22 protein-coding genes and 6 tRNA genes are annotated in these 24391 nt (G+C 52.9%); 17 read left to right on the top strand and 11 right to left on the bottom strand.

Annotated elements, in window-relative coordinates:
- Positions 1 to 27 precede the first annotated feature (27 nt).
- The 4 genes from AC2A1E_RS09760 to AC2A1E_RS09745 all read right to left on the bottom strand — a co-directional run bounded on the left by AC2A1E_RS09760 (position 28) and on the right by AC2A1E_RS09745 (position 401).
- Positions 28 to 103: transfer RNA gene (locus AC2A1E_RS09760), tRNA-Lys, on the bottom strand.
- A gap of 7 nt (positions 104 to 110) precedes the next feature.
- A tRNA-Val gene (locus tag AC2A1E_RS09755) sits at positions 111 to 186 on the bottom strand.
- Positions 187 to 226: 40 nt separating this feature from the next.
- Positions 227 to 302 (bottom strand) — tRNA-Val (locus tag AC2A1E_RS09750).
- Between the two features lie 23 nt (positions 303 to 325).
- Positions 326 to 401, bottom strand: a tRNA-Val gene (locus AC2A1E_RS09745).
- A gap of 292 nt (positions 402 to 693) precedes the next feature.
- Between AC2A1E_RS09745 and gltX the strand changes: the two genes are divergently transcribed.
- The 5 genes from gltX to AC2A1E_RS09720 all read left to right on the top strand — a co-directional run bounded on the left by gltX (position 694) and on the right by AC2A1E_RS09720 (position 3256).
- Positions 694 to 2109 carry a glutamate--tRNA ligase gene (gene gltX, locus AC2A1E_RS09740; RefSeq protein ID WP_484383567.1) on the top strand — a complete coding sequence of 472 codons (1416 nt, stop codon included), beginning with the start codon at positions 694 to 696 and terminating at the stop codon, positions 2107 to 2109.
- Between the two features lie 224 nt (positions 2110 to 2333).
- Positions 2334 to 2409, top strand: a tRNA-Ala gene (locus AC2A1E_RS09735).
- Between the two features lie 65 nt (positions 2410 to 2474).
- A tRNA-Ala gene (locus AC2A1E_RS09730) sits at positions 2475 to 2550 on the top strand.
- A 137-nt stretch (positions 2551 to 2687) separates the two neighbouring features.
- Positions 2688 to 2915: a type II toxin-antitoxin system Phd/YefM family antitoxin gene (locus AC2A1E_RS09725; protein WP_473187935.1), complete on the top strand. Its 228-nt coding sequence runs from the start codon at positions 2688 to 2690 to the stop codon at positions 2913 to 2915.
- The gene (locus tag AC2A1E_RS09720) at positions 2915 to 3256 is read left to right on the top strand and encodes a type II toxin-antitoxin system RelE/ParE family toxin (RefSeq protein WP_473187934.1); all 342 of its coding nucleotides are present in this window, start codon (positions 2915 to 2917) and stop codon (positions 3254 to 3256) included. Before AC2A1E_RS09725 ends, AC2A1E_RS09720 begins: the two co-directional genes overlap by 1 nt.
- Positions 3257 to 3319: 63 nt before the next feature.
- Here the strand turns inward: AC2A1E_RS09720 and AC2A1E_RS09715 are convergent, their stop codons facing one another.
- Entirely contained in the window at positions 3320 to 4507 is a 1188-nt protein-coding gene (locus AC2A1E_RS09715) for a NupC/NupG family nucleoside CNT transporter (protein ID WP_484383566.1), read from the bottom strand.
- A gap of 379 nt (positions 4508 to 4886) precedes the next feature.
- On the opposite strand from AC2A1E_RS09715, the gene AC2A1E_RS09710 reads away from it, so the two are divergent.
- Positions 4887 to 6122: an Nramp family divalent metal transporter gene (locus tag AC2A1E_RS09710; protein ID WP_484383565.1), complete on the top strand. Its 1236-nt coding sequence runs from the start codon at positions 4887 to 4889 to the stop codon at positions 6120 to 6122.
- Between the two features lie 53 nt (positions 6123 to 6175).
- Here AC2A1E_RS09710 and mgrA read toward each other — a convergent pair whose 3' ends face one another.
- The gene (mgrA, locus tag AC2A1E_RS09705) at positions 6176 to 7165 is read right to left on the bottom strand and encodes an L-glyceraldehyde 3-phosphate reductase (RefSeq protein ID WP_484383564.1); all 990 of its coding nucleotides are present in this window, start codon (positions 7163 to 7165) and stop codon (positions 6176 to 6178) included.
- A 222-nt stretch (positions 7166 to 7387) separates the two neighbouring features.
- Here mgrA and AC2A1E_RS09700 point away from each other — a divergent pair, with 222 nt between their 5' ends.
- Entirely contained in the window at positions 7388 to 9049 is a 1662-nt protein-coding gene (locus tag AC2A1E_RS09700) for an alpha-keto acid decarboxylase family protein (protein ID WP_484383563.1), read from the top strand.
- Here the strand turns inward: AC2A1E_RS09700 and AC2A1E_RS09695 are convergent.
- Positions 9025 to 9915: a LysR family transcriptional regulator gene (locus tag AC2A1E_RS09695; protein WP_484383562.1), complete on the bottom strand. Its 891-nt coding sequence runs from the start codon at positions 9913 to 9915 to the stop codon at positions 9025 to 9027. The two genes, AC2A1E_RS09700 and AC2A1E_RS09695, sit on opposite strands and share 25 nt — an antisense overlap.
- 98 nt (positions 9916 to 10013) lie before the next feature.
- Between AC2A1E_RS09695 and AC2A1E_RS09690 the strand changes: the two genes are divergently transcribed.
- The 4 genes from AC2A1E_RS09690 (at position 10014) to AC2A1E_RS09675 (ending at position 12872) form a co-directional block, all read left to right on the top strand.
- The gene (locus AC2A1E_RS09690) at positions 10014 to 10466 is read left to right on the top strand and encodes a multidrug/biocide efflux PACE transporter (protein ID WP_484383561.1); all 453 of its coding nucleotides are present in this window, start codon (positions 10014 to 10016) and stop codon (positions 10464 to 10466) included.
- A 13-nt stretch (positions 10467 to 10479) separates the two neighbouring features.
- Positions 10480 to 11172, top strand: coding sequence for an aspartate/glutamate racemase family protein (locus AC2A1E_RS09685; RefSeq protein WP_484383570.1), 693 nt, complete (start codon positions 10480 to 10482; stop codon positions 11170 to 11172).
- 140 nt (positions 11173 to 11312) lie between these two features.
- Positions 11313 to 12278, top strand: coding sequence for a glucokinase (glk, locus tag AC2A1E_RS09680; RefSeq protein ID WP_484383569.1), 966 nt, complete (start codon positions 11313 to 11315; stop codon positions 12276 to 12278).
- Positions 12279 to 12536: 258 nt separating this feature from the next.
- Positions 12537 to 12872, top strand: coding sequence for a DUF2502 domain-containing protein (locus AC2A1E_RS09675; protein WP_484383560.1), 336 nt, complete (start codon positions 12537 to 12539; stop codon positions 12870 to 12872).
- A gap of 54 nt (positions 12873 to 12926) precedes the next feature.
- Here AC2A1E_RS09675 and AC2A1E_RS09670 read toward each other — a convergent pair whose 3' ends face one another.
- Complete coding sequence (locus AC2A1E_RS09670) at positions 12927 to 14171, bottom strand: DUF1479 domain-containing protein (RefSeq protein ID WP_484383559.1); 1245 nt, start codon at positions 14169 to 14171, stop codon at positions 12927 to 12929.
- A 171-nt stretch (positions 14172 to 14342) separates the two neighbouring features.
- On the opposite strand from AC2A1E_RS09670, the gene AC2A1E_RS09665 reads away from it, so the two are divergent.
- The 3 genes from AC2A1E_RS09665 to AC2A1E_RS09655 all read left to right on the top strand — a co-directional run bounded on the left by AC2A1E_RS09665 (position 14343) and on the right by AC2A1E_RS09655 (position 16849).
- Positions 14343 to 14885, top strand: a complete 543-nt coding sequence (locus AC2A1E_RS09665) for a GNAT family N-acetyltransferase (RefSeq protein WP_484383558.1) — start codon at positions 14343 to 14345, stop codon at positions 14883 to 14885.
- Positions 14886 to 15003: 118 nt separating this feature from the next.
- Positions 15004 to 16221 (top strand): alanine transaminase, encoded by a 1218-nt coding sequence (gene alaC, locus AC2A1E_RS09660; RefSeq protein WP_484383557.1) that lies wholly within the window; start codon positions 15004 to 15006, stop codon positions 16219 to 16221.
- Positions 16222 to 16324: 103 nt separating this feature from the next.
- The gene (locus AC2A1E_RS09655; RefSeq protein WP_484383556.1) at positions 16325 to 16849 is read left to right on the top strand and encodes a cytochrome b; all 525 of its coding nucleotides are present in this window, start codon (positions 16325 to 16327) and stop codon (positions 16847 to 16849) included.
- Between the two features lie 54 nt (positions 16850 to 16903).
- Here the strand turns inward: AC2A1E_RS09655 and AC2A1E_RS09650 are convergent, their stop codons facing one another.
- Positions 16904 to 17344 (bottom strand): type II toxin-antitoxin system HicB family antitoxin, encoded by a 441-nt coding sequence (locus AC2A1E_RS09650; RefSeq protein ID WP_484383555.1) that lies wholly within the window; start codon positions 17342 to 17344, stop codon positions 16904 to 16906.
- A gap of 188 nt (positions 17345 to 17532) precedes the next feature.
- On the opposite strand from AC2A1E_RS09650, the gene AC2A1E_RS09645 reads away from it, so the two are divergent.
- Positions 17533 to 18429, top strand: coding sequence for a winged helix-turn-helix domain-containing protein (locus AC2A1E_RS09645; protein ID WP_484383554.1), 897 nt, complete (start codon positions 17533 to 17535; stop codon positions 18427 to 18429).
- Between the two features lie 182 nt (positions 18430 to 18611).
- Positions 18612 to 18965, top strand: coding sequence for a type II secretion system pilot lipoprotein GspS (gene gspS / locus AC2A1E_RS09640; RefSeq protein ID WP_484383553.1), 354 nt, complete (start codon positions 18612 to 18614; stop codon positions 18963 to 18965).
- Positions 18966 to 19003: 38 nt separating this feature from the next.
- Here gspS and gspB read toward each other — a convergent pair whose 3' ends face one another.
- Positions 19004 to 19531 carry a type II secretion system assembly factor GspB gene (gene gspB / locus AC2A1E_RS09635; protein ID WP_484383552.1) on the bottom strand — a complete coding sequence of 176 codons (528 nt, stop codon included), beginning with the start codon at positions 19529 to 19531 and terminating at the stop codon, positions 19004 to 19006.
- A 178-nt stretch (positions 19532 to 19709) separates the two neighbouring features.
- Positions 19710 to 23063, bottom strand: coding sequence for a pullulanase-type alpha-1,6-glucosidase (gene pulA / locus AC2A1E_RS09630; protein WP_484383551.1), 3354 nt, complete (start codon positions 23061 to 23063; stop codon positions 19710 to 19712).
- Between the two features lie 456 nt (positions 23064 to 23519).
- Between pulA and gspC the strand changes: the two genes are divergently transcribed.
- Positions 23520 to 24383: a type II secretion system protein GspC gene (gene gspC / locus AC2A1E_RS09625; protein ID WP_484383550.1), complete on the top strand. Its 864-nt coding sequence runs from the start codon at positions 23520 to 23522 to the stop codon at positions 24381 to 24383.
- Positions 24384 to 24391: the final 8 nt, after the last annotated feature.

Raw genomic sequence — 24391 nt, 5'->3', positions numbered from 1 at the left:
AGCGCCTAAGGGCGCTTTTTTCTATATTGGTGGGTCGTGCAGGATTCGAACCTGCGACCAATTGATTAAAAGTCAACTGCTCTACCAACTGAGCTAACGACCCGCAGAAGTGGTGGGTGATGACGGGCTCGAACCGCCGACCCCCTCCGTGTAAAGGAGATGCTCTACCAACTGAGCTAATCACCCACTTCAGGACTTCCAGGTTACTGCTAAACAAGAAAATGAGTGGTGGGTGATGACGGGCTCGAACCGCCGACCCCCTCCGTGTAAAGGAGATGCTCTACCAACTGAGCTAATCACCCTCATTTTTCTCATTTCAACAAGATGGTGGGCGATGACGGGCTCGAACCGCCGACCCCCTCCGTGTAAAGGAGATGCTCTACCAACTGAGCTAATCGCCCCGTCTTGTTGGAGTCGCATTATAGGGATAGTTGAAAGTGAGTCAACGGTTTTTAAAACGTTTTTATTCGTTCGCCGCAAAATTAGGCAGGATGGGATCTTTATCAGCAACAGCGCTGATTCTTTGCCCATTTCCGTGCGAAACAGCCCGCAAAGCTGGCGTAATGCTGCCTGGTAATGCTGTGTCAGCGTTGAGGAATTGGCATGGAGTGGTAGAATGTCGGCCACTTTTTAAATTCCGAGCAATGGTCGGCACCCCGCCGACACGCGTTGCGTAATAAGGCTGTGAACCCAATGAAAATCAAAACCCGTTTCGCCCCGAGCCCGACCGGTTATCTTCACGTCGGCGGTGCCCGTACTGCGCTGTATTCCTGGTTGTTCACCCGCCACGCCGGTGGTGAGTTTGTGCTGCGTATTGAAGATACCGATCTCGAACGCTCAACCCAGGACGCGATCGACGCAATTATGGATGGCATGAACTGGTTGAACCTGGATTGGGATGAAGGCCCGTATTTCCAGACCAAGCGTTTCGATCGCTATAACGCGGTGATCGACGAAATGCTGGAACAGGGTACGGCTTATAAATGCTATTGCTCTAAAGAACGTTTGGAAGCGCTGCGCGAGAAGCAAATGGAAAACGGCGAAAAGCCGCGCTATGACGGCCATTGCCGCGATAGCCAGTGCAGCCATACCGCTGATGAGCCACACGTGGTGCGTTTCCGTAACCCGCAGGAAGGCTCGGTTATCTTTGACGATAAAATCCGTGGCCCGATCGAATTCAGCAACCAGGAACTGGACGATCTGATCATCCGCCGCACCGACGGTGCGCCAACCTATAACTTCTGTGTGGTGGTTGATGATTGGGATATGGAGATTACCCACGTGATCCGTGGTGAAGACCATATCAATAACACGCCACGCCAGATCAACATCCTGAAAGCGCTGGGAGCACCGGTGCCGGAATATGCTCACGTATCGATGATTTTGGGTGATGACGGCAAAAAACTGTCCAAACGCCACGGTGCGGTAGGCGTGATGCAGTACCGTGATGATGGCTACCTGCCGCAGGCGTTGCTGAATTACCTGGTGCGCTTGGGTTGGTCCCATGGCGATCAGGAAATCTTCTCGATTGACGAGATGAAAACGCTGTTCACGCTGGAAGCGATCAATAAATCCGCCAGCGCCTTCAACACCGAAAAACTGCAGTGGCTGAACCACCACTATATTAACCATATGCCAGCGGAAGAAGTTGCGGTGCATCTGGCGTGGCATATCGAACAGCAGGGGATTGAAACCCGTAACGGCCCAGAGTTGAAAGATATCGTTAAACTGCTGGGCGAACGTTGTAAGACGCTGAAGGAAATGGCGGAATCCTGCCACTATTTCTACCAGGACTTCAGCGAGTTTGATGCCGATGCCGCGAAGAAACACCTGCGTCCTGTTGCGCGCCAGCCGTTGGAAGCGGTACGTGCCAAGCTGGCTGCGGTCGCTGACTGGACGCCGGAAAATGTGCACGATGCCATTCAGGGCACGGCAGACGAACTGGGCGTTGGCATGGGCAAAGTGGGTATGCCGCTGCGCGTTGCGGTCACCGGTGCTGGCCAATCGCCGGGGATGGACGTTACTGTGCATGCGATCGGTCAGTCACGTTCCCTGAAGCGTATCGATCAGGCGTTGGCATATATCGCCGAACGTGAAGCCCAGGCCTGATTATTCCCGCTGTAATTTGAAGACGATATAAATCGAGCCCTGCCAAGTGATTCGCAGGGCTTTTTTCCGAGTTATTTTTGCCCGCCATGATGATTTTTTAGCATTAAACGCGCTGATTTGGCGGCTTTTTCAGCGCTTGATCGAGGAATTCAATTTAGCCGTTGACAGTGTTTCAGGGGTTTCATATTATGCGCCCCGTTCACAGGGTTTTATGATTGTGGATTGGGGCTATAGCTCAGCTGGGAGAGCGCTTGCATGGCATGCAAGAGGTCGACGGTTCGATCCCGTCTAGCTCCACCAACCTTTTATCATTAAAAAGGTTGGTGTTAGATACCGTAACGCCGGTCAATGCGTACCACTTTTGTGGGGCTATAGCTCAGCTGGGAGAGCGCTTGCATGGCATGCAAGAGGTCGACGGTTCGATCCCGTCTAGCTCCACCACTTTTTTTAAAAAGTCGACCTTTTTAGGTCGGCTTTTTGCTTTTTGGCGTTTACTGCTCTGATGAATCATTGTTATCGGTTTTTTTATAGACTATATTTAGTCTGATGTAAGATGATCATTGATTAAAGGAAATGCCATGAAAACTGAGACTATTAGTTATTTAAAACAGAATGCGGCCAAACTCGATCTGTCTGAGCCTTTGATTGTGACGCAAAACGGCCTTCCTGCTTATATCATCGAATCCTATGAAGATCGCATTCGCAGAGATGAAAGTATCGCTCTGCTCAAGCTGATGACTCTTTCAGAAAAAGATATCGAGTTAGGACGGACCTTCTCGCGTGAGCAGATTTTGGATTCACTCTGATGGTTGCAAGTGCGGCGGTTTTTATTTATTCAGAGACGGCGAAAATGACGATGCAAACCATCGCGTATTTTCTGCGCTCGCATCAGATCGAACCCAAGCCTGTTATTGGAAAAGTACTGGGTGAGTTTGAAGAGAAAACCAGCGTTTTTCCCGAGGGGAGCCCGATTTGTGCCGAACTTCTGGCGCTTGGTTGTGCTAAATATCGGGAATGCAATACAACGGATGGGTATCGCGTGCTTTATAGCATTAACGATAAGGAAAGGGCGATTTACGTACATGCCGTTTTATCCCAACGGCAGAATATTGCCAGCTTGCTCTTTAATCGGATATTGGAATGGTAATAAAGATAAACGCCCGATGAGTTTCACCAGGCGTTTTATGATTGAGAACCCGTTTTTACAGGATCAGCCCAACACCAGCCCGGCGATGGAAGCAGACAGAATACTGACCAGGGTAGAGCCGTACACCAGCTTCAGCCCGAAGCGCGACACCACGTTGCCCTGATGTTCGTTCAACCCCTTGATTGCCCCAGCGACGATACCGATGGAAGAGAAGTTGGCGAAAGACACCAGGAACACCGACAGAATGCCCATGCTGCGCGGTGACAGTTCGCCAGACATTTTTTGCAGCTCCATCATGGCCACAAATTCGTTAGAAACCAGCTTGGTTGCCATGATACTGCCCACTTGTAAGGCTTCGTGTTGCGGGATCCCCATAATCCAGGCGAATGGATAGAAGAAGTAACCGAGAATCTCCTGGAAGCTCAGGCCAAAGATGGCGCTGAACAGGCCGTTAAGTGCGGCGATCAAGGCGATAAAACCAATCAGCATAGCCGCAACAATAATGGCCACTTTAAAGCCTGCCAGAATGTATTCACCCAACATTTCAAAGAAGCTCTGGCCTTCGTGCAGGTTGCCCAGATGCAGTTCTTCTTCATTGCTGGTGTCATAAGGGTTGACCAGGGAAAGCACGATAAAGGTGCTGAACATGTTCAGTACCAATGCGGCGACGACATATTTGGCATCCAGCATGGTCATGTAAGCACCCACGATGGACATGGAGACCGTCGACATCGCGGTGGCCGCCATGGTGTACATGCGTTTTTCCGACATCTTGCCCAGAATGTCTTTATAGGCGATGAAGTTTTCAGACTGGCCGAGGATCAGCGAACTGACGGCGTTGAAAGACTCCAGCTTACCCATACCGTTCACTTTCGATAGCACGGTACCGATAATGCGGATGATAAACGGCAGCACTTTAATGTATTGCAGAATCCCGATCAGCGCAGAGATAAACACGATGGGGCACAATACCTTCAAGAAGAAGAACGCTAAACCTTTGTCACCCATACCGCCGAACACAAAATCAGTCCCTTGACCTGCAAACCCGAGCAGCCTGTCAAACAGCGCCGCGAATCCTTTTACAAAGCCCAAACCCGCTTCCGAATGCAGGAAAAAGTAGGCCAGCAATACTTCAATAACCAATAGTTGAATAACATAGCGAATGCGGATGCTTTTACGATCGCGGCACACTAACAGTGCCAGGATCGCAACCACCACCAACGCTAACGCAAAGTGCGCAATAGGGGACATGTTTGCTCCAAATTTGAGGCAGGCTGAATTTCGTTTGTCATTTTATGTAACGCCACATTTAAAAACGAGATATCTATTACAAATGTGGAAAATCATCACCAGGAAAATCCTAAGTTATTACGGCAAAGTACCAGAGCTCAGAATGTTAATAAATATGCGCGCTTGTAGCATTTCTGTGCTAATTTGGCTATTAAGCATTTTCCGCTCGAATGCCGTGATGCTGAGTAAAAAGAGACGGCAAGATTTGATGCGATCTGTTCGATAAAACCTTCGTCATCCGCTATTGCTGAAATAAGTATTACCGCCACAAATGCACTTGATAATCATTATCATTTAAGTAAGATGAAGGTAAGCGTAAAATTAGTAAGGGTTTCACGATATGCTGAACAGTCGCGTGGTTGACAATACCTCCAGCCGCCCATCCAGAAAGATCAAACTTTCTCTGATGGGCCCCGCTTTTATTGCGGCCATCGGCTATATCGATCCCGGCAACTTTGCCACCAATATCCAATCCGGTGCCTCTTTCGGCTATACCTTATTGTGGGTGGTGGTCTGGGCCAATATCATGGCGATGTTAATCCAACTGCTTTCTGCCAAGCTGGGCATCGCGACCGGTAAAAACCTCGCTGAACATATCCGCGATCGCTTCCCGCGCCCGATCGTCTGGGCGTATTGGGTGCAAGCAGAGATTATCGCGATGGCAACCGATCTGGCCGAGTTTGTTGGTGCGGCGATCGGCTTCAAATTACTGCTGGGGGTTACGTTGCTCGAAGGCGCGATCCTCACCGGTATAGCTACTTTTCTCATCTTGATGCTGCAAAAACGCGGGCAAAAGCCACTGGAATTGGTGATCGGTGGTTTACTGCTGTTTGTGGCGGCAGCCTATATTGTTGAACTGGTGTTTTCGCAGCCGCAACTGAGTGGGTTATTGAGAGGGATGGCGATCCCGGATTTGCCAAACGGTGATGCGGTCTTTCTGGCTGCCGGTGTGTTGGGGGCAACCATCATGCCGCACGTGATTTATCTGCACTCCTCGCTGACTCAAACCGCAGGTGAGCATTCGCGAGCCGAACGTTATGCCTCAACCAAAATCGATGTGGCGATCGCCATGACCATTGCCGGGTTTGTCAATCTGGCGATGATGGCGACCGCCGCTGCGGCATTCCACTTCAATGGTCATAGCGGGATTGCCGATCTCGATCAGGCCTATCTGACGCTGCAACCTTTGCTGGGTAACGCAGCGGCGACCATCTTCGGCCTGAGCCTGGTGGCTGCCGGTTTGTCTTCAACGGTGGTGGGCACGCTGGCGGGCCAAGTGGTGATGCAGGGTTTTGTGCGTTTTTACATCCCATTGTGGGTACGCCGGGTTGTCACCATGCTGCCGTCATTTATCGTGATTATGCTGGGGATGGATGCTACGCGCATTCTGGTGCTGAGCCAGGTGCTGCTCAGTTTTGGAATTGCTCTGGCGCTGGTTCCGCTGCTGGTGTTTACCGGCAACCGCGCACTGATGGGGGATATGGTTAATAGCCGCACGATTCAGAATACTGGCAAATTGATTGTGCTGGTGGTGGTCAGCTTAAACGGCTATTTATTGATTAGCAGCGTCATTTAACCCCCCAAAAGATAAAAACCGGCATCAGGTGTAATACCGGTTTTTGTAAGCGATTACATCAAAATACTGTCGATCTCGGCGATTTCCTCAGCGGTAAATACGCGGTTGGCCAGCATACCTACCGCATCTTCAAGCTGGCTGGTTTTACTGGCACCAATTAAGACAGACGTGACACGATCGTTACGCAGTACCCAAGCCAGTGCCATTTGTGACAGCTTCTGCCCACGCCGCTCAGCCAGCGTGTTCAAGCGGCGAACTTTCTGTAGTTTCTCTTCAGTTAGCTGTTCGGGTTTCAGGAACCGGCTACTGCTGGCTGCACGCGAATCCTGCGGAATACCGTGCAGGTAACGATCGGTCAGCACGCCCCCAGCCAGCGGTGAAAAGGCGATAGAACCCACGCCATGCTCTTCCAGCGTATCCAGCAGTTCCGGCTCTACCCAACGTTCAAACATTGAGTATTTCGGTTGGTGAATCACGCACGGCGTGCCGAGCTGTTGCAGCAGGGTAAACGCCTGCCGTGCCAGATCGGCCGGGTAGTTCGACAGCCCGACATACAACGCTTTACCCTGACACACCAGCAAATCCAGCGCGGACATGGTTTCTTCTAGCGGCGTATCCGGGTCGGGGCGGTGGTGATAGAAGATATCCACGTAATCGAGATCCATCCGCTTCAGGCTTTGGTTCAGGCTGGCGACCAGATATTTTTTCGATCCCCAATCACCGTAAGGGCCTGGCCACATGGTGTAACCCGCTTTGGAAGAGATAATCAGCTCATCGCGATAAGGCTTGAGATCGTTATGCAGAATGCGGCCGAAATTCTCTTCGGCAGATCCCGGCGGCGGGCCATAGTTATTGGCCAGATCGAAATGGGTAATGCCGAGGTCGAAGGCACGGCACACCAGGCTGCGCGCGTTGTCATACAGCGTGCTATCACCAAAGTTGTGCCATAGGCCAAGTGAAACGGCGGGGAGTTTTAACCCGCTGCGGCCACAGCGGCGGTATTCCATATTCTGGTAGCGCGCAGAGTCAGCTTGATAGACCATACAAATCCTCATCGGCAAAAGTGAAAACGAGTTTCAATGTATGCGTTTCCATGCCAACAGTCAGCGCGCCCGATCACGCAAATTAATCCCTATGCCAATCTGGGGGCTTGTGCACTGATGTAAAGCCAGGTTGCCAGTGGCCTTTTAGCGCTAAAGTTCGAAATTTGCGCAACATCTCTAATACTTAAAATTAACATTTCTACCTTCTCGCAGGTGATGATCATGAGCAAAAACTATACGGTGGCTGATTACCTCCTCGATCGTTTAGCACAGATTGGTATCCGGCATTTCTTCGGTGTGCCGGGGGATTACAACCTGCAATTTCTCGATCATGTCATCGATCACCCGCAGATCACCTGGGTGGGGTGCGCCAACGAATTGAATGCCGCCTATGCTGCCGATGGTTATGCCCGTTGCAAACCGGCGGCGGCGCTGCTGACCACCTTTGGCGTGGGCGAATTGAGTGCGATCAACGGTATCGCGGGTAGCTACGCCGAATATTTGCCAGTGATCCATGTGGTGGGCTCTCCGGCCCTGCGTGCGCAACGCGCCGGGGATTTGCTGCACCATTCGCTGGGGGATGGCGATTTCGGCCATTTTGCCCGCATGGCCAAAGAGGTGACCGTCGCACAGGCCAACCTGACCGCCAGCAATGCCGAAGCGGAAATCGATCGTCTGTTGACCACCGCGCTATTTGAGCGTCGCCCGGTGTACCTGCTGTTGCCGAGTGATGTGGCCGAAGCGCCGCTGACTTCGCGCCCGGCCCCGCTGATGCTGCGCCAGCCCAATCTTTCGGAGGCTTCGTTGCAGGCATTTATCACCGCCGCGCAGGAAAAACTGCAGGCGGCGCAGCGCGTTTCTCTGCTGGCGGATTTCCTTGCCGAGCGCTTCGGGGCAGAAACGGTGCTGGAACAGTGGATGAATGAGGTGAAGATCCCCCATTCAACCCTGTTGCTAGGCAAGAGCGTGCTGGATGAAACCCATGCCTGCTTTACTGGCACCTATGCCGGGGCCGCCAGCGATCCGCAGGTAAAACAGCTGATTGAAGGTGCTGACGTGGTGATTAACGTCGGCGTACGCTTTACCGATACCATCACGGCGGGGTTCAGCCACAATTTGCCCAATGAGAAATGTATCGATATCCAACCCTTTGAAGCACGAGTGGGGCAGCAGGTGTTCAGCCAGATCCCGATGCGTGATGCGGTCAAAGCCCTGCATCAATTAACTTTATCGTTAGCCAAACAGTGGCAACTGCCCGCCATCAAACGCCCCTTATTGCCGGATCCGACCGGCAGTGGTCTGGATCAACATGGCTTCTGGCAGCAAATGCAGAGTTTCCTGCAACCGGGGGATATCCTGATTGCCGATCAGGGGACGTCATGCTTTGGCGCAGCGTCGCTGAATCTGCCGCGAGGTTGCCGGTTTATCGTTCAATCTTTGTGGGGGTCGATCGGTTTTACGCTGCCAGCGGCGTTTGGCGTGCAAACCGCCGAGCCGGATCGTCGTGTGCTGTTGCTGATTGGTGATGGTGCAGCCCAACTGACGATTCAGGAACTGGGATCGATGCTGCGCGATGGCCAAAAGCCGGTGGTTTTCCTGCTCAATAACAATGGCTATACCGTGGAGCGAGCCATTCACGGCCCAGAACAGCGCTACAACGACATTGCCCAGTGGGACTGGACGCAGTTACCGCAGGCGCTGTCGCTGGGGCATCAGGTGAAATGCCTGCACGTGAGTGAGCCTGAACAACTGTGCCAGGCACTGGGTGAAGTGAATGGCCGTGAACAACTGGTGTTTATTGAAGTGATGCTGCCGAAGATGGATATTCCTGAATTGCTGGATACCATCTCTCGCGCCATTCAATCGCGCAACGCAGCGGCCTGATCTGCGGCATTTTCCAACAGGCGATCCAACAGCCAAAACCCCGCCGGTCCCGGCGGGGTAAGTTTTGACCACACCGCATCCACCGAAATCAACTTGGGCCAACCGCGTATTTTCAATTCTGTCAGACGTTCTTGCCCATACTGTTTGACCAGCCAGTGCGGCAGTATCGCCCAGCCAAACCCCTGTTCCGCCATTTCCAACAGCATCAGATAGCTGGGGGCCGACCAGACCGGCCCCTGTGGTTTAGCGGCATCGCTGCCGGTATAGGTATTGAGATAGAGCTGACGGCTGCTGGCCAGATGCGCCTGCGTAAGCGCTGGGATGTGCGCCAGCGGATGTTCATGGGCGACAAATAGCCCCATTTCGGTTTGTTCCGGTAGCCTGGCGACGGCGATATCGGGCGGATAATTGGGCTGCACCGCCAGCATGCCCAGATGTGCGCGGCCAATCTGCAAGAGATCCAGCACGTCAGCGTCTTCGGCGATCATGCATTCCAGTTCAATATCCTGATAGCGCTGCTCGAAGTGTTTCAGCAAGTTATCGTGATGATTAGGCTGATAGGTATCGGAGAAGACGATGGTCAAACGCGGTTCAACCCGATCGCCCAACCGGATGCTCAGTGCCTCAAGGCGCTCGCTGGCGCTCAGGATCTCCTGCACGTGGCCGAGCACTTTGCGGCCCGCAGGGGTAAGCACCGGTTGGCGCGCCTCGCGGTTGAACAGCGTCAGCCCAAGATCCGCTTCCAGATTGGCAATAGCGGTGCTGATGGTGGACTGGCTTTTACGCAGCTTGCGCGCGGCGGCAGAAAACGATCCCAGCGCGGCTGCTTCAACAAACGCCTGCAAGGCTTCGGGAGAATAACGCATAATGTATCTACTTTATCGATGGAACCTATTTTCAATCTACGCAAAAAAACGATGATAATCACCCAACTTTTCCAAAAACAGTCAGAGAGCAGGTGAGTATGCAGTTGCAAAATAAGTCATTGGTTGAACGTATCGTCCATGCCGTAGGGTTCGAGGCTATAGCGATTCTGCTCAGCGCGCCGATAGGGGCGTGGTTACTTGATCGGCCAATCCTACAGATGGGCACTTTGGCGATCATACTGTCAACCGTCGCCATGGTGTGGAACATGGTTTATAACACGCTGTTTGATCGGTTTTGGCCGGTGAGCCGCGTAGTGCGTAACCTGAAGGTGCGTATTTTTCACACTCTGGGCTTTGAGGGCGGGTTTATCGTGATTGGTTTGCCGCTGGTTGCGTGGGTCATGAATATGCCACTGGCCCAAGCCTTTATGTTGGAGATCGGTTTCTTCCTGTTTTTCCTGCCCTATACCCTGTGTTACAACTGGGTATACGATACCCTGCGTCAGCGCTGGTTTGAGCCACGCTTGGCGAACTGGTCGCGGGCAAAATAACAAGGAGACCATGATGAAAGTGCTGGGCTTACTGGGCGGTATGAGCTGGGAATCCACCATACCCTATTACCGCATGATCAACGAACAGGTGAAGGCGCAACTTGGCGGCCTGCATTCAGCCAAAATTGTGCTCTATAGCGTCGATTTTCAAGAGATTGAACGCTTACAGCATCAGGGCGATTGGGACGGTGCTGGCCGCCTGCTGGCGGGAGCTGCCGCGTCGTTGCGTGCTGCGGGTGCCGAAGCGATCGTGATTTGCACTAACACCATGCACAAGGTGGCCGACGCGGTGGAGCAAGCCAGCGGTTTACCGTTGATCCACATTGCCGACGCTACGGCTTTGCAGGTGCGCCAGCAAAATATCCACCGCGTTGGGCTGCTGGGCACGCGTTTTACCATGGAGCAGGATTTTTACCGTGGGCGTTTGCAGGATAAGTTTGATATTGACGTGATTACGCCAACGGAGGCCGATCGCCAGATCGTGCATCGCATCATTTATGAAGAGCTGTGTCTGGGGAAAATCTGCGATGCTTCCCGCGATGAGTATCGCCGGATTATCAGTCACCTCGAGCAACAGGGTGCGCAGGGCATTATTTTTGGCTGCACTGAAATCAGTCTGTTGGTGGGTGCGCAGGATGCTGCCGTGCCGGTGTTCGACACCACCGCCATCCATGCGCGCGCAGCAGCGGAATATGCGCTGGCTTAATGCCGAATTGGCGCAGGCTGAAACGATTTTTGTGATCCAGATCGCTATTGAACAGTGGGTAACAGAATGGCGATTGTTGTTTCAGCGGAGTGATTTTACAGTGTAGCCAGTTTCTTATTGCTCATTTTACGGAGAAAACACTGATGACCTATGCCCTCGTAGGTGACGTTGGCGGCACTAACGCACGTCTGGCGCTCTGCACGGTTGAAACGGGTGAGATCACCCAAGCGAAAACCTATTCAGGTCTGGAGTTTGATAGCCTGGAAGCGGTGATTCGCCAATACCTGGCCGACCATAAGCTGGAGGTTCAGGATGCCTGCATCGCCATTGCCTGCCCGGTGACGGAAGACTGGGTAGCGATGACCAATCATACTTGGGCTTTTTCCATCAAAGAGATGAAGGCCAATCTAGGGTTCAACCACCTGGAAGTGATTAACGATTTTACCGCCGTATCCATGGCCATTCCGATGCTGTCCGACGCCGATGTGTTGCAGTTTGGCGGCGGCAAAGCGCAAAAAGATAAGCCGATCGCGGTTTATGGTGCCGGTACTGGCCTGGGTGTAGCGCATCTGGTGCACGTTAACCGCCGTTGGGTGAGCCTGCCGGGTGAAGGGGGCCACGTGGACTTTGCGCCAAACAGCGAAGAAGAGGACATCATTCTGGAAGTACTGCGTGCCGAAGTGGGGCACGTTTCCGCCGAGCGCGTGCTGTCTGGCCCTGGGTTAGTGAACTTGTATCGCGCCATTGTGAAAGCGGACAGCCGCTTGCCAGAGAAATTAGAGCCTAAAGATATTACCGAGCGTGCGTTAGCGGATAGCTGTACCGACTGCCGCCGCGCACTGTCGCTGTTCTGCGTGATCATGGGGCGTTTTGGCGGCAATCTGGCGTTGAATCTGGGCACCTTCGGTGGAGTGTATATTGCCGGGGGCATCGTGCCGCGCTTTATGGAGTTCTTTAAAGCTTCCGGGTTCCGCACAGCCTTTGAAGACAAAGGCCGTTTCAAGGATTACGTACATCAAATCCCGGTGTTTATGATTACTCATGCTCAACCGGGGCTGCTGGGGGCTGGGGCCCATTTGCGTCAGACGATGGGGATGCACCTGTAAGTTGCCTCATGCATTGGCCTGCGATGAGAATTCGCGGTTTGTACTGAGATGGGTTTTTGTATGGGCTGATGAGTTGATTTGTTAAATTATCACTATATATCAATTAATTATATCTGATTAAGACTCTTTCTAAATGTGTGGGAATTGTGAAGGATGTGTCTGAACAGCGTAATTGGGTAATTATCCTATAGAGTGGCAACCGGTGTGGATCTACTGTTACCGGAGAAAAGACCGGTTCCGCTCTGGGGGAGTTACCAAATGAAAAAAGTACTGTTGTTGCTGGCAGCGTTATTGCCACTGTCATTACCGGCAGTGAGCTATGCGGATATTTCCATCGGCGTGAACGTTCCCGGCCTGTCATTGCAACTCGGCGATCGTGATAATCGTGGTTATTATTGGGACGGTGGCCGCTGGCGTGAGCCACGTGAGTGGCATAGACATTATCGTCCACGTGATTATTATTATGGCCCTCCACGGGTCATGTATTACGGCCCTCCACCGCGCGAATGGCGCGATCGCCCGCGTCATTACCGTATGCCACCGCCACCACCGCCTGGCTATTATCGCCCTGGCCCTCCTGGGCAACGTTGGTAATCTCTACGCAGTTGCCACAGTAATCACTGTGGCAACTGCGTATTGGCGTGGGAATTATTTAATGCCGAGCTGCGCTTTGCCGAGCGGCGTCAACAGATCGACGGTTGCGCGGCCGGTGAAGTCCACTTCAAAATCATCCGGGGCGAAGTCTGGCGGCGTTTTGCCCGACAGGAAGCTCGGTAACTGGCGTTGCAGATAAGCATCATTTTTGTCGCAACCCGGTGCGGCGGCAATGTACATCACGTTACTGTCGAATTCACCGTTGTGCTCATTTTCTACCGCATGGACCACGTCGCAGTGCCAGAAGACCGTATCCCCCGGCTCCAGATCGGGAATAGGGGAAATCCCTTGCAGCAAAAGAGGATGCCATTTCTCTGAGATCGACAGCGCCCGGCCAGGAGCTGCATCGCATAAATCGTCATCAGCTACATCGTCCTGCAACGCGCGCAGTAACACATAGGCCATGGCATTGGCAATTGGCACCAGATTCAGCGTGCCCGCGTTGGTACGCTGCGGCGTCAGCGCCGTCCACCCTTGGAAAGTACGGAACATTGAGCAGACTGCCGGTGACGCGATCTCGCGCACTTCGGTACGGCCGTCGGCGGCAAAGGGATCATAGCGCTGCCAGTCGCCGGAAAATACGTGGCGGTAAACGTAACGGAAGTTCTCATCCAGCCAGCGTTCGATGGTACCGCTGTCCACGTGTGGCGACAGGCCCAGAGAAGAGGAGTTCGGCGGGCGGCGGCGGGTGCGATCGGCGTAGGTGGTCACTCGCGTCGGGTCAAAATGCTGTTTGCCATTGCTCTCGGTTTCCCACAGGCTGTTCAGAAACACCTGTACCGCGTGCATACGTTGATCCTGCCTTGCTTCCACCTGCGGTTGAGACCAGTAAATGCCATAGATCTGCGGCTTGCTGGCGGCCAGTTTGCCGAAATAGTTATCTTCGGCGGCATTCTTCAGGCGCTCAACGAAGTTATTACGATCAAGATAGTTACCGATCTCCTGGTTCCAGGCTTCGGCTTTACTGCGCGGGAATACGCCGCGAATGGCGCACGCGCCGCGTTGTTTGATCAGCGCTTTTTGCTGTTCGCTGACGCGTTGCTGCAAAATATCCTCTGCGTCGATCTGCGGTACCGGATTCTGCCCCGCAGCCAGTTCTTGCCGGATGCACTCAACCTGCTGGCGGATATTGTCTTCCAAAGCCAGAAACACGTCACGGTAGTTTGGCAGCGCCTGGCGCAGTTGTTGTTTGACGGCTTTAATGGCGGCAGGAATATCTTCGATAAATAATGAAGCCATAGTGTTCTCCTTGCGCCACCTGCGGGCGGCGATAGATCGTTGTAGGATACCGGTAGCAGCGTTGCTGTTTTGTTGTAATGACGTAAATGATTATCTGGATTTAATAGAGGAAAATAAAGGGATATCTTTCACTCGTAACATCCTCTTTTTCGTTTATCGGAGAAATAGTGAATGAAATTGGAAACATCGCGCTTAATCCTGCAATCGATCACGGCGGATGATTGGCCATTGTTCCAGCGTTTGTATCAGGAACCCCAGGTGATTCGGTATATCGCCGATCCCATGACGGAAAGTGAGATCCGCGCGCGTTTTGAAATACGCTTACCCGCATGGGATAAACACAGCGAACGCTGGTTATGCTTGGTGATCCGTGAGAAAGCGAGTGGCAAAGCGCTGGGGATCACCGGTTTTCGCCCGGAGTGGTTGCCTTTTCAACAGGCAGAAGTGGGGTTTGGCAGCCTGCCGGAAGGGCAGGGAAAAGGGTATGGCAAAGAATCACTGCTGGCAGTGTTGGATTTTGCCTTCAGCGCCTGTGGTTTTCACAAAATGAATGCCACGGTAACCGAAGGGAATATCGCCTCGCGTCGTCTGCTGGAAAGCTGTGGTTTCAGGCTGGAAGGCACGCTGCGGGACAACTATCGTTTGGCCGGGCAGTGGTGTAATGACTGGCAACTGGGGTTGCTGGCGGCGGAGTTTGCCGCACTGAATCGGTAAAAAAATTGTTATCGGGGGGCTCGACAGCCTGCCAGGGCTGCGTTATGTTCGATATCCGGCCACAAAGTGGCCAGCGTCGCTCGGACGGTCCGGGCGCTAACGTCTCTTCGAGGAATCTATGGCTGACAACAGTCCGCGCCGTTTTACGCGCATCGAACGTCTCCCCCCTTACGTTTTTAACATCACTTCTGAGCTGAAGATGGCTGCCCGCCGTCGCGGTGAGGATATTATCGATTTCAGCATGGGCAACCCCGATGGCCCGACGCCGCCGCACATTGTGGAAAAACTCTGTGCCGTAGCGCAGCGTGAAGATACGCATGGTTACTCCACGTCGCGCGGTATTCCGCGTTTGCGCCGCGCGATTGCCAATTGGTATCTGGAACGCTATCAGGTGGATATCGACCCGGAAAGCGAAGCCATTGTCACTATCGGTTCGAAAGAAGGGCTGGCGCACCTGATGCTGGCGACGCTCGATCATGGCGATACCGTGCTGGTGCCGAACCCAAGCTATCCGATTCACATTTACGGCGCGGTGATTGCCGGTGCGCAGGTGCGTTCAGTGCCGCTGGTGGATGGCAGTGATTTCTTTGGTGAACTGGAACGCGCTATCCGTGAAACCATTCCGCGGCCAAAAATGATGATCCTCGGCTTCCCATCCAACCCTACCGCGCAGTGCGTGGAGCTGGATTTCTTCGAGCGGGTGGTGGCGCTGGCAAAACAGTACGATGTTCTGGTGATCCACGATCTGGCCTATGCCGACATCGTGTATGACGGCTGGAAAGCGCCATCGATCATGCAGGTACCGGGGGCGAAAGACATCGCGGTCGAGTTCTTTACCCTGTCGAAAAGTTACAATATGGCGGGTTGGCGCATCGGTTTTATGGTGGGCAACCCTGAACTGGTCAACGCGCTGGCTCGCATCAAAAGTTACCACGACTACGGCACCTTCACCCCGTTGCAGGTGGCGGCCATCGCTGCGTTGGAAGGCGATCAGCAGTGCGTTCGCGACATTGCCGAGCAGTATCGCCAGCGCCGTAATGTGCTGGTGAAAGGGCTGCATGAAGCGGGCTGGATGGTAGAGAACCCTAAGGCATCGATGTACGTCTGGGCAAAAATTCCAGAAGCCTATGCGCATTTAGGCTCGCTGGAGTTCGCCAAGCGCCTGTTAGCTGAAGCTAAAGTGTGCGTGTCGCCAGGAATCGGTTTTGGCGACTATGGTGATACTCATGTGCGTTTTGCACTGATTGAGAATCAGGATCGTATTCGTCAGGCGGTGCGTGGCATCAAAGCGATGTTCCGTGCCGATGGTCTGATGGCCCCTCCGAAAGCCAAGTAATCGTTATAAACCGGGGAAATCCCCGGTTTTTTCGTTTATTAAGGTTTTCTTCATCATTTCCCGACTATGTTTAGCCTGTACCATTTAACTATTGGGAGAATTTATGGGCGCGCGCTTTGCTAAATCACAAATTATTCTGCACTGGTTGACGTTGTTGATGGTTATTCTGACTTACAGCGCCATGTTACTGAAAGATTCAGTCCCTGATGACGACATCGATCTGGTTAAAAATTTGCACTTCAATTTTGGCCTGTCGGTTTTTGTACTGATGTTTTTCCGGCTCTGTTTGCGCCAGCGTCATGCGACGCCACCTATCACACCGGCGTTAGAAGTCTGGCAGGCATTTGGGTCGAAGGTTTTCCACTGGCTGCTGTATCTGCTGTTTTTATCCTTGCCGATCCTGGGCGTGCTGACATTGGCCTATGGTGGAAAAGAGTGGATGCTGCTGGGCTGGCAGGTGCCGCAGTGGATAACGCCAGATCCTGGGATGCGCAGCCTGGTGAAAGATATTCACGAAACCTTGGCTAACACCGGTTATTTCATTATTGGTGCCCATACGCTGGCGGCGCTCTATCACCATTATCTGCGTGGCGATGATACGCTGCGCCGGATGATGCCGGGCAAATAACGCCGATCGCATAAATACCCCAGGGGCGCAGATTGCACAATCAGCGCCTCTTCTCTATGGCCTGTGGATTTCCACTACGGAAGTATGCACTTCATAACCCAGCAGGAACAATGCCTGCTCGAGCGCTTCAACTTTCGAGGCATAGGCGATATCCAGCAACCGATCAACCTGCGCGCCGTTAAACCCCATCTGGCGTGCCAGCATCGCTTTTGATGTACCTGCACTCAGCATCCGGTTATGCAGTTCCAGCTTCAGCTTGACCAACACCGGCAGATGAATGGCAATCTCTTCTGCCTGTAACGTGGAAGGGGATGGCACCTGACGGCCTTCTTCCATCTCAATGGCAATCGCCGTCAGCAGGCTTTCCTGCGCCTCTAGCTCAACATCGTCACGTTTGTAGCAGGCGGCCTGCTGTAGCGGGAAATCACGAAAGGTAATCTGCCAGGTATCGCTTTCGCTGTCGAAAATGGAGTGGGCGGGGTAATGGCAAGGCATCGTATTTCCTGCTTGAAAGTGAGTTGAGCGGCATTGTGACCGGTTGGCGTTAACAATGCCAGTGATTGGCGCTGGGAGTCGGTCCGGAAAGCCGTTTGATGAGTTTATTTTTTTTAGTTACTCAATGATGATTTATTAGCGATTCCTGCCAGAATTGATTTATCCCCTTAAGATAAATCGGAAATAACATGAAATATAGATTTAACGATCGTGTTCTTTTTGATGCGGATGCAGGAACGCTGGGCCCCAGTGATTTATCGGATGACTCTATCCCGATATCAAACCCAACCAAACGTTTATTACTGCTGCTGATAGCTCACCATGGTGAGCCGGTCAACCGTGAAGTGATATTCAAGAAAGTATGGGACGATTACGGCATGATCTCCAGCAACAACAACCTCAACCAGTGCGTCAGTAAATTACGCCGGGTAATCAAGGTGATGGGAGTTGATGATGAGGTGATTGCTACTGTACCTAAGCTGGGGTTTATGCTGCGCCAGGAGATCCTGATTGAATCCAATGAAGGGGACGATGAGACTTTTACTCGAAGCTATGCGCCACCGGTGTTGGCAGAAGTCCCTTATACGGCAACGGAAAACGATCTGGATATGGACGAGGTTGTGGAAGTAAACGCTGAGGTTGATGGTGATACAGAGATAGAACAACCGACGTCCAAAGCAGCCGCACCCGCCGCCAGCAAGCGGCGCTATGGTTGGGGAATTGTTGTTGCGCTTACCGGGTTTGTTTTTGTGCTGGGGATCGGTATCACCATGTACACCACTAACTCTCTGGCTCGACAGGAGATTTTTCTTGGCAGTGCGGGCAGTTGCAAGGTGTTTTTATCAACATCCACGACATCGGGTGTTCCCGGTCCCAGTCTGAATAAAGATCTACTGGCCTATGTGGAACAGCGAAAGGCGCAATGTCAGGGCGATGAATACCTGCTGGTGGTGCGCAGCAATCAGGTACGTTCTTATATTTCGGGCATCCATCGCATGTTCTTTGTGCGTTGCACCACATTACGTGAGCACAGAGTCGAGTTTTGTTCGGGGATGGAAAACGATAACACTCTGTTGCTGCGCTGACGCTGCTGTCACTGTTGCAGGCTTTCAGCCTAAAACGTGATGAGGATGTACAAGCGTGCAAAAGAGAAACTTTTTCCTTGTGACAAGTGACAGTGAAGGAGGATTTGGTAGAATAGAACCCGGTCAATTAAAATAAGATGATTTTTATCATGCGGTTATCTCTGATTGTACGCGTTGTACCTATGCTGTTTCTTTTAGGTGTGGCAGGTTGTCAGCAGCCACGCTCTGCCAGCCAGAATAAACCGGTGCCCCTCAATGATCAGGTCGAGCAGCTTGCTTCGGTGGTCGCTGGCACTAAATACCTCAAATACAAATGCAACCGCAGTGACTTGCCGGATGATGCGGTCATCGAAAAGGTGGCTAACAAGGTGGCAAAACAGCGCGGATGGAATCCGTCAGACTATGCGGCTTTGCCTCAGCGCAGCGCAGCGATTTATCAGAGCCTGACCAGAGACAGTACGCCAGAACAGACGAAATGCAGCAGCTTTAACAGCCTGTTGGCGCCTTTCACTGCCCAACTGCGCGCAGAAGGCTAACCTAATCGTCTGAATATTCTGTGCTGAGTGTGCCGGTTTCATTGTTCGCTGGGGTTTGCCACGTCGACTTTGCCGCCGGGCCAATCCTCCAACGCGTCAAGCGTGAAGACCTCACCGTTGAAATTGAAAATCGTCACATCCTGCTGAATCTGTTCAATGATCAGGTTAGGAGCTGGGCTATCGCCTTCATGATAGCGTTGCCCGTTCAGCGTAATGCTGCGTTTGTCATCTTCTGAAGCGTAAACGTGTGCGCTGTAGTGCAGCGCGGGCAGTTCATCACTGGCCAACACTTCGGGTGTAGGAGCCTGAACGCTGCTCTTCTTCGGCTCTGCCGTGTTTTTCTCGGCTACCGGTGCGGGATGGGTTTGCGCTACGGCCGAGGGCACTGCCTGAGAGAGCATCGCCACGGGATGTTCCAGCGCCTGATCATTGTGCCAGCGTTCCCCGGCAAACCAGCCGAACGCGATAAACAGCAACGCATACACCGGCAGCAGATAGCGGGGAATAAACAGCCCTTTGGTAGAGCGAGCCTTGACTGGCGGTGTTAGTTCCGTTTGATTGTCCACATCCCTGAACCTTTGAGTTAATGCATTTTTTGCGACAGCTCACGGCCATGCAAATCCTCTGGTAGGAAAAGAAACTATCTGTCCGGCAGGCGCGGGTCAATAGCGTCTCGCGTGTATTTTTGGCGTGGGGTAGGCTGAAAGAGAAGGGCCACCCTGAGGTGGCCCGAGACAGACGGTTTTACTTACTGCTGACGGGGATACCCGAGCCTTGTACTGCTGCTTGAGGTTTCACCAACAGCGCGACGGACCACGCCGGGATAGTGATACTGCCATCGCCCGCGATATTGATGCCTGATGCCAGCGAGTTGGCCGCTAATGACTGCTGAATTGTACTCAGACTGAGGTTTTGCCCAGCAAAATCATTGATCGTTCTGGCTTCTGGTGCGGCGTTAATCACCACGACCAAGGCGTCGGCCAGTGGATCAAGATCGCTACCCGCCTGGGTGCCGTCATCGATGGTCATCACCAGCAACCCTAACTGCTGATCGGCACCGGTGTTGCGGAAATCGACACGTTTCATCACTTCACTGCCACTTCCCAGCGCGATCAGCGGAGAAGAGCGGCGTAACTGCGTGAGTTCCTGATAGAACGCGGTCATTTGCGTGATTTCTGCGTTGCCAGGCGCTGCGACAGCGTCTTTTACCAGGCTAATCTCATCGTAGTTTACGCCATCATCACTGAAACGCGGCATACCCACGTTGGAGTTGTTGTCCTGATAGCTGTAATCCACACGGTTAAACCAGTCACCGGAATCGTAGGAGTCGCGGGTGAAAGATTTGGAGCGCAGCAGTTCAGAGCCTTGCTGATCGAAAGCCAACCCTTGCCCCAGCAGTGTGGTAGCCAAAGAAACAGCCTGCATCCGCACGCGGGTGGCGAGATCGGCTTCACTTGCCGCTTTGTAGCTAATCATATCCCACAGGGTTTGGTTGTCGTGCTTGGAGACATAGTTGATGACTTCGGTCGGATCGCTGGCATAACCGCCGATGGCGCCGTTATAGTCAATCTCGCTGCCTTTTTTCACGTTACCGTCTTTGTCGATCAGCAGGAAGTCGGTGAGGTTACCTGCCATCCCCACACGTGTCAGATCGGCCAGATGGCGTACGTCATCTGCGGTTTGCCCACTTTTTTCGTTAGGCAGCACGCCCGCTCCGTTACCCAATCCTTGGTTTTGCCGCAGAGCTTCTTTCTCATCAAAAGGACCACCGCCGCGCACGGCATCACGCAAGCGATCGGAGAAGGTGCCGATCCCGGTGCCTTTCAGATTGATTTGTGATGCGATCTCAAAGCGATCTTCCTGCCCGGAATTCCAGCCCTCGCCAAAGAAGTAAACGTTAGGATTGACCGTTTTGACTTTCTCACGCGCCGCCAGGATCTGAGCTTTCGGGTGATAACCCATCAGATCGAAACGGAAAGCATCGATCTTATAGTCCCTGCTCCAAACCACCAGAGAGTCGTCAATCAGCTTGGCGAACATGCGGTGTTCCGGTGCCGAGTCGGAGCAACAGGTTGCCGATTCCACGCTGCCGGTTGATTCGTTCAAGCGCTGATAATACCAAGGCACGATCTTATCCAGCACCGAGGTGCGATCGCTAGGGCCTGCGGCATTGGTGTGGTTATACACCACGTCCATGATGACGTTCATCCCTAACTGCTGCTTGATGGTCTGCACCATGGTGCGGAACTCTTTGATACGCAGCGTGCCTTCCGGATTAGTGGCATAGGAGCCTTCCGGCACCGTGTAGTGGAAAGGATCGTAACCCCAGTTATAGGAGTCGGTCTGTGCCACGTAGCCGTTCAACTCCTGTACCTGCGGATTGTCCTGGCTGTCATCCTGTTTCAGCTCGTTGAGCACTTCGCCAATGGTGGAGGCGCTGTTGCAGTAATCAGCAAAGCGGCTTTGCTTCACGGCGCTGTTCAGTTCGCACAAGCGGCTGAATGGCTGTGGCAGATCCGCCACTTTGTCGCTGAACTCATTGACCGTGGCCAGATCGAACACCGGCAGCAGTTCAACGTGCGTCACACCAGATTGTGCCAGTTGCTTCAGGTGTTTCACCATATTGCTGTCGGCGGCGGTCAGCGCCAGGTACTTGCCACGCAGGCCTTCGGGAACCGTCTGATCCCAGGCAGAAAGATCGCGGATATGGGATTCGTGGATCACCATCTGGGCAATATCGGCCTGAGTGGCCTGCGGATGAGGCATGGTCAGGCTGTCCCAGCCATCAGGTTTTAGCGCATTGTCATTGAGATCCACCACCTGGCTGTACTCGGAGTTGGTCGAGAGGCTGTGGGAGTAAGGATCGGTAACTTCATACTGTTCCACTTTGCGTGATTGCGGGTGGTAGACCGTCAGGGCATAGCGATAGAAGGCCCCTTTGAGATCGCTGCTACCCTGATATGACCAGGCACCGGAGTTGGTATCGCGGATCATCGGCTGGCTGCCAATCACTTTTTTGTCTGCGCTGTAGAGCACCAGCTCAACCTGCTGCGCCGTTGGCGCCCATAGGCGGAAAGTCACGTCCGAACCGCTCACCAGAGCGCCGTATTCCAGTTTTTCGGCAGCGGCAGCGAAGCGATCGTCCAGTACGCCAGCCGTTTGCACCTGGGTGGCCGAACTGAGGATCCCGTTCTGATCGGTGGCAAGGATCACCGTTTCATCGGTCAGCAACTCATCTACGTTGGCATTATCGGGCAGCTTAAACGCCGCATAGTCAGCCAGATGCGGGAAACGGGCGCGGGTTTCCTGGCTGATGCTGGTAGGCGTCAGCGAGAAATAACGATCGGTAAATTGCCCTTCGCTGTTGGCTGCAACCTTGCTGCTGTGGTTGTAATAAAGGCGAACGATCGGTTTATCTTTTCCGGCTGGCCAGAGGATGGTCTGTTTATCCACCCAATGCGCTTCTGCCAGTGCGACCCCGAAGGCGCCACGGAAAGCGTCGGCGCGGGTATCGTACACTGCGCTGCTACCTGCGAGGACCGACACGGTGCGATCGGGGAAGTCGCTGAACGTTACGCGCATGTCGGCATCAATCAGCTTATTGGTGCCATCGCGCAGAATGAAGTTGATACAGCCGGTGGTTTTGTTGAGTGGCAATACCCAGTAAGGGCCGTAGCTATCGCTGCCCGTTGGCGTGATGGTCTTGTCATCCCAGCCGTCGGAGGTTTTTTCTAACGAGTTACAGGTATCGTTATTCCACAGGAACAGGTTTTTGGTGCTGTAATCAACGGCAGATCTGCTGGTGACACCGGCAATGTCGACCAAATGGATCACCGCTTGGTTTCCGTCTGCCGTGATGGCTTCACCAGGTACAGCGACATCGGGTAAACGTGCAATAGGTTCCTGATTGTCTGGTGTTTCAGGTACTGGTGTCTCAGGGTCAGGAGTACTCGGCGTTCCCGGTACTTCAGGCGTTTCTGGTGTACTCGGTGTTTCAGGTGTGTTGGGGCTATTAATATTAGAAGAATTATTGTTATCACAGCCGCTCAGCAAGATGAGCGAGCCGAAGAGTAGGGCATTACAGGTAGTTTTAAGCATTCTAAATTCCCTATCAGACTCACGTAATAGAAAGTAAAAAATGGTATTAATGTGTAAAGCCAAGGCATTAGATATGGTGGGCAAGGGCGGAGCATCATCCCGCTAGAGGAGGGGGTGGGGCGTAGGGAGCAGGAGGAAGCCTCACTGAGAGGGGATGACGAACAGCAAAAGGGCGACTATTATGATGCGAACTAAAAAAGAAAGAAATTACTAGCAAAACAGAAAGATGAATAATTCACTTGGTAAAAAATAATTATTTTTTTCGTCATGTGAGTATGTATAAAGTAGTCGGTGCTGAGAGGATCTACTCACCGGCATGGGTTTCGAATGCGGCGCTGTGATACAAGGCTCTGGTTATAAACAGACATATCCTTGATAGACTGCGCTAATCATAATGATGTGTCACGGGGTTGAGGTTCGTTACTCAGGTCAACAGGGACAACAGCAAAGGAAAGCATGATTCAATTTTCTGGGATGGTTTTGTCAATCAAAGAGGCAACCTTAAGGTTGCTCACGCCGCGCTGGATTCTGTGCGTCGTTATCCTATTAATTTGCAATCAGCTGGCGATGTTGACCTGGCGTATCGTGTTGCCGTCTGAGTTACCGACAATCCGTTTAGCCAAGGCCGCTTTGCCGCAAACCGCCTCTGCGGAGAGTGGTAAGGCACAAGCCTATCGATTCAACCTGTTCGGCACCGCAGCACCCTCGTCTTCGGCCGTAGCCACGGCCGCATCGGATTCTTCTCTGCGCAATGCACCGCCGTCGTCGCTCAAAATCAATCTGACCGGCATTGTTGCCAGCCCCACGCCAGCCCGTTCCATCGCCATTATCGCCAAAGACGGCAAGCAATTCAGCCTCGGTGTTGGGGATAACACCCCAGGATACGACGCCAAGATTGCGGCTATTTTTGCCGATCGGGTGGTGATTAGCTATCAGGGGCGCCACGAGTCGTTGCTGATGTTCGGCGAACCGCCAGCGGCGGCGAAGGCTCAGAGCGAGAAACCTCAGTCAACGGCGCAGCTCAAGGAGCAGCTACAGAAGCAGCCGCAAAACATTCTCAACTACCTGAATATTTCGCCCGTGATGGTGGATAACAAACTGACCGGGTATCGCCTGAACCCTGGTGCGCAGGGGGAGTTGTTCCAACAGGTTGGGCTGCGGGAAAACGATCTGGCCGTGGCGCTCAATGGGATGGATCTGCGTGATCCCCAACAGGCCCAGCAGGCGCTGAATCAGTTGGCAGAACTCAGTGAGCTGAATCTTACCGTTGAACGTGACGGTCAATTGCAGGAAATCTATGTTGCTCTTGGAGATAATTAATTGTTTAG

The sequence above is a fragment of the Serratia sp. HNCC26DJ206 genome, assembly GCF_057180605.1.
Note: the sequence above shows the minus strand (reverse complement) of the source record. Positions and strands in the feature narration are given on the sequence as shown.

Coding starts and splice junctions, on each gene's coding strand:
- AC2A1E_RS09665 (WP_484383558.1), top strand. CDS start 14,343: ATGAAATTGGAAACATCGCGCTTAATCCTGCAATCGATCACGGCGGAT.
- AC2A1E_RS09670 (WP_484383559.1), bottom strand. CDS start 14,171: ATGGCTTCATTATTTATCGAAGATATTCCTGCCGCCATTAAAGCCGTC.
- AC2A1E_RS09685 (WP_484383570.1), top strand. CDS start 10,480: ATGAAAGTGCTGGGCTTACTGGGCGGTATGAGCTGGGAATCCACCATA.
- AC2A1E_RS09700 (WP_484383563.1), top strand. CDS start 7,388: ATGAGCAAAAACTATACGGTGGCTGATTACCTCCTCGATCGTTTAGCA.
- AC2A1E_RS09720 (WP_473187934.1), top strand. CDS start 2,915: ATGGTTGCAAGTGCGGCGGTTTTTATTTATTCAGAGACGGCGAAAATG.
- AC2A1E_RS09725 (WP_473187935.1), top strand. CDS start 2,688: ATGAAAACTGAGACTATTAGTTATTTAAAACAGAATGCGGCCAAACTC.
- AC2A1E_RS09675 (WP_484383560.1), top strand. CDS start 12,537: ATGAAAAAAGTACTGTTGTTGCTGGCAGCGTTATTGCCACTGTCATTA.
- pulA (WP_484383551.1), bottom strand. CDS start 23,063: ATGCTTAAAACTACCTGTAATGCCCTACTCTTCGGCTCGCTCATCTTG.
- AC2A1E_RS09650 (WP_484383555.1), bottom strand. CDS start 17,344: ATGCCTTGCCATTACCCCGCCCACTCCATTTTCGACAGCGAAAGCGAT.
- AC2A1E_RS09645 (WP_484383554.1), top strand. CDS start 17,533: ATGAAATATAGATTTAACGATCGTGTTCTTTTTGATGCGGATGCAGGA.
- AC2A1E_RS09695 (WP_484383562.1), bottom strand. CDS start 9,915: ATGCGTTATTCTCCCGAAGCCTTGCAGGCGTTTGTTGAAGCAGCCGCG.
- AC2A1E_RS09710 (WP_484383565.1), top strand. CDS start 4,887: ATGCTGAACAGTCGCGTGGTTGACAATACCTCCAGCCGCCCATCCAGA.
- alaC (WP_484383557.1), top strand. CDS start 15,004: ATGGCTGACAACAGTCCGCGCCGTTTTACGCGCATCGAACGTCTCCCC.
- AC2A1E_RS09655 (WP_484383556.1), top strand. CDS start 16,325: ATGGGCGCGCGCTTTGCTAAATCACAAATTATTCTGCACTGGTTGACG.
- gspC (WP_484383550.1), top strand. CDS start 23,520: ATGATTCAATTTTCTGGGATGGTTTTGTCAATCAAAGAGGCAACCTTA.
- gspS (WP_484383553.1), top strand. CDS start 18,612: ATGCTGTTTCTTTTAGGTGTGGCAGGTTGTCAGCAGCCACGCTCTGCC.
- mgrA (WP_484383564.1), bottom strand. CDS start 7,165: ATGGTCTATCAAGCTGACTCTGCGCGCTACCAGAATATGGAATACCGC.
- gltX (WP_484383567.1), top strand. CDS start 694: ATGAAAATCAAAACCCGTTTCGCCCCGAGCCCGACCGGTTATCTTCAC.
- AC2A1E_RS09690 (WP_484383561.1), top strand. CDS start 10,014: ATGCAGTTGCAAAATAAGTCATTGGTTGAACGTATCGTCCATGCCGTA.
- AC2A1E_RS09715 (WP_484383566.1), bottom strand. CDS start 4,507: ATGTCCCCTATTGCGCACTTTGCGTTAGCGTTGGTGGTGGTTGCGATC.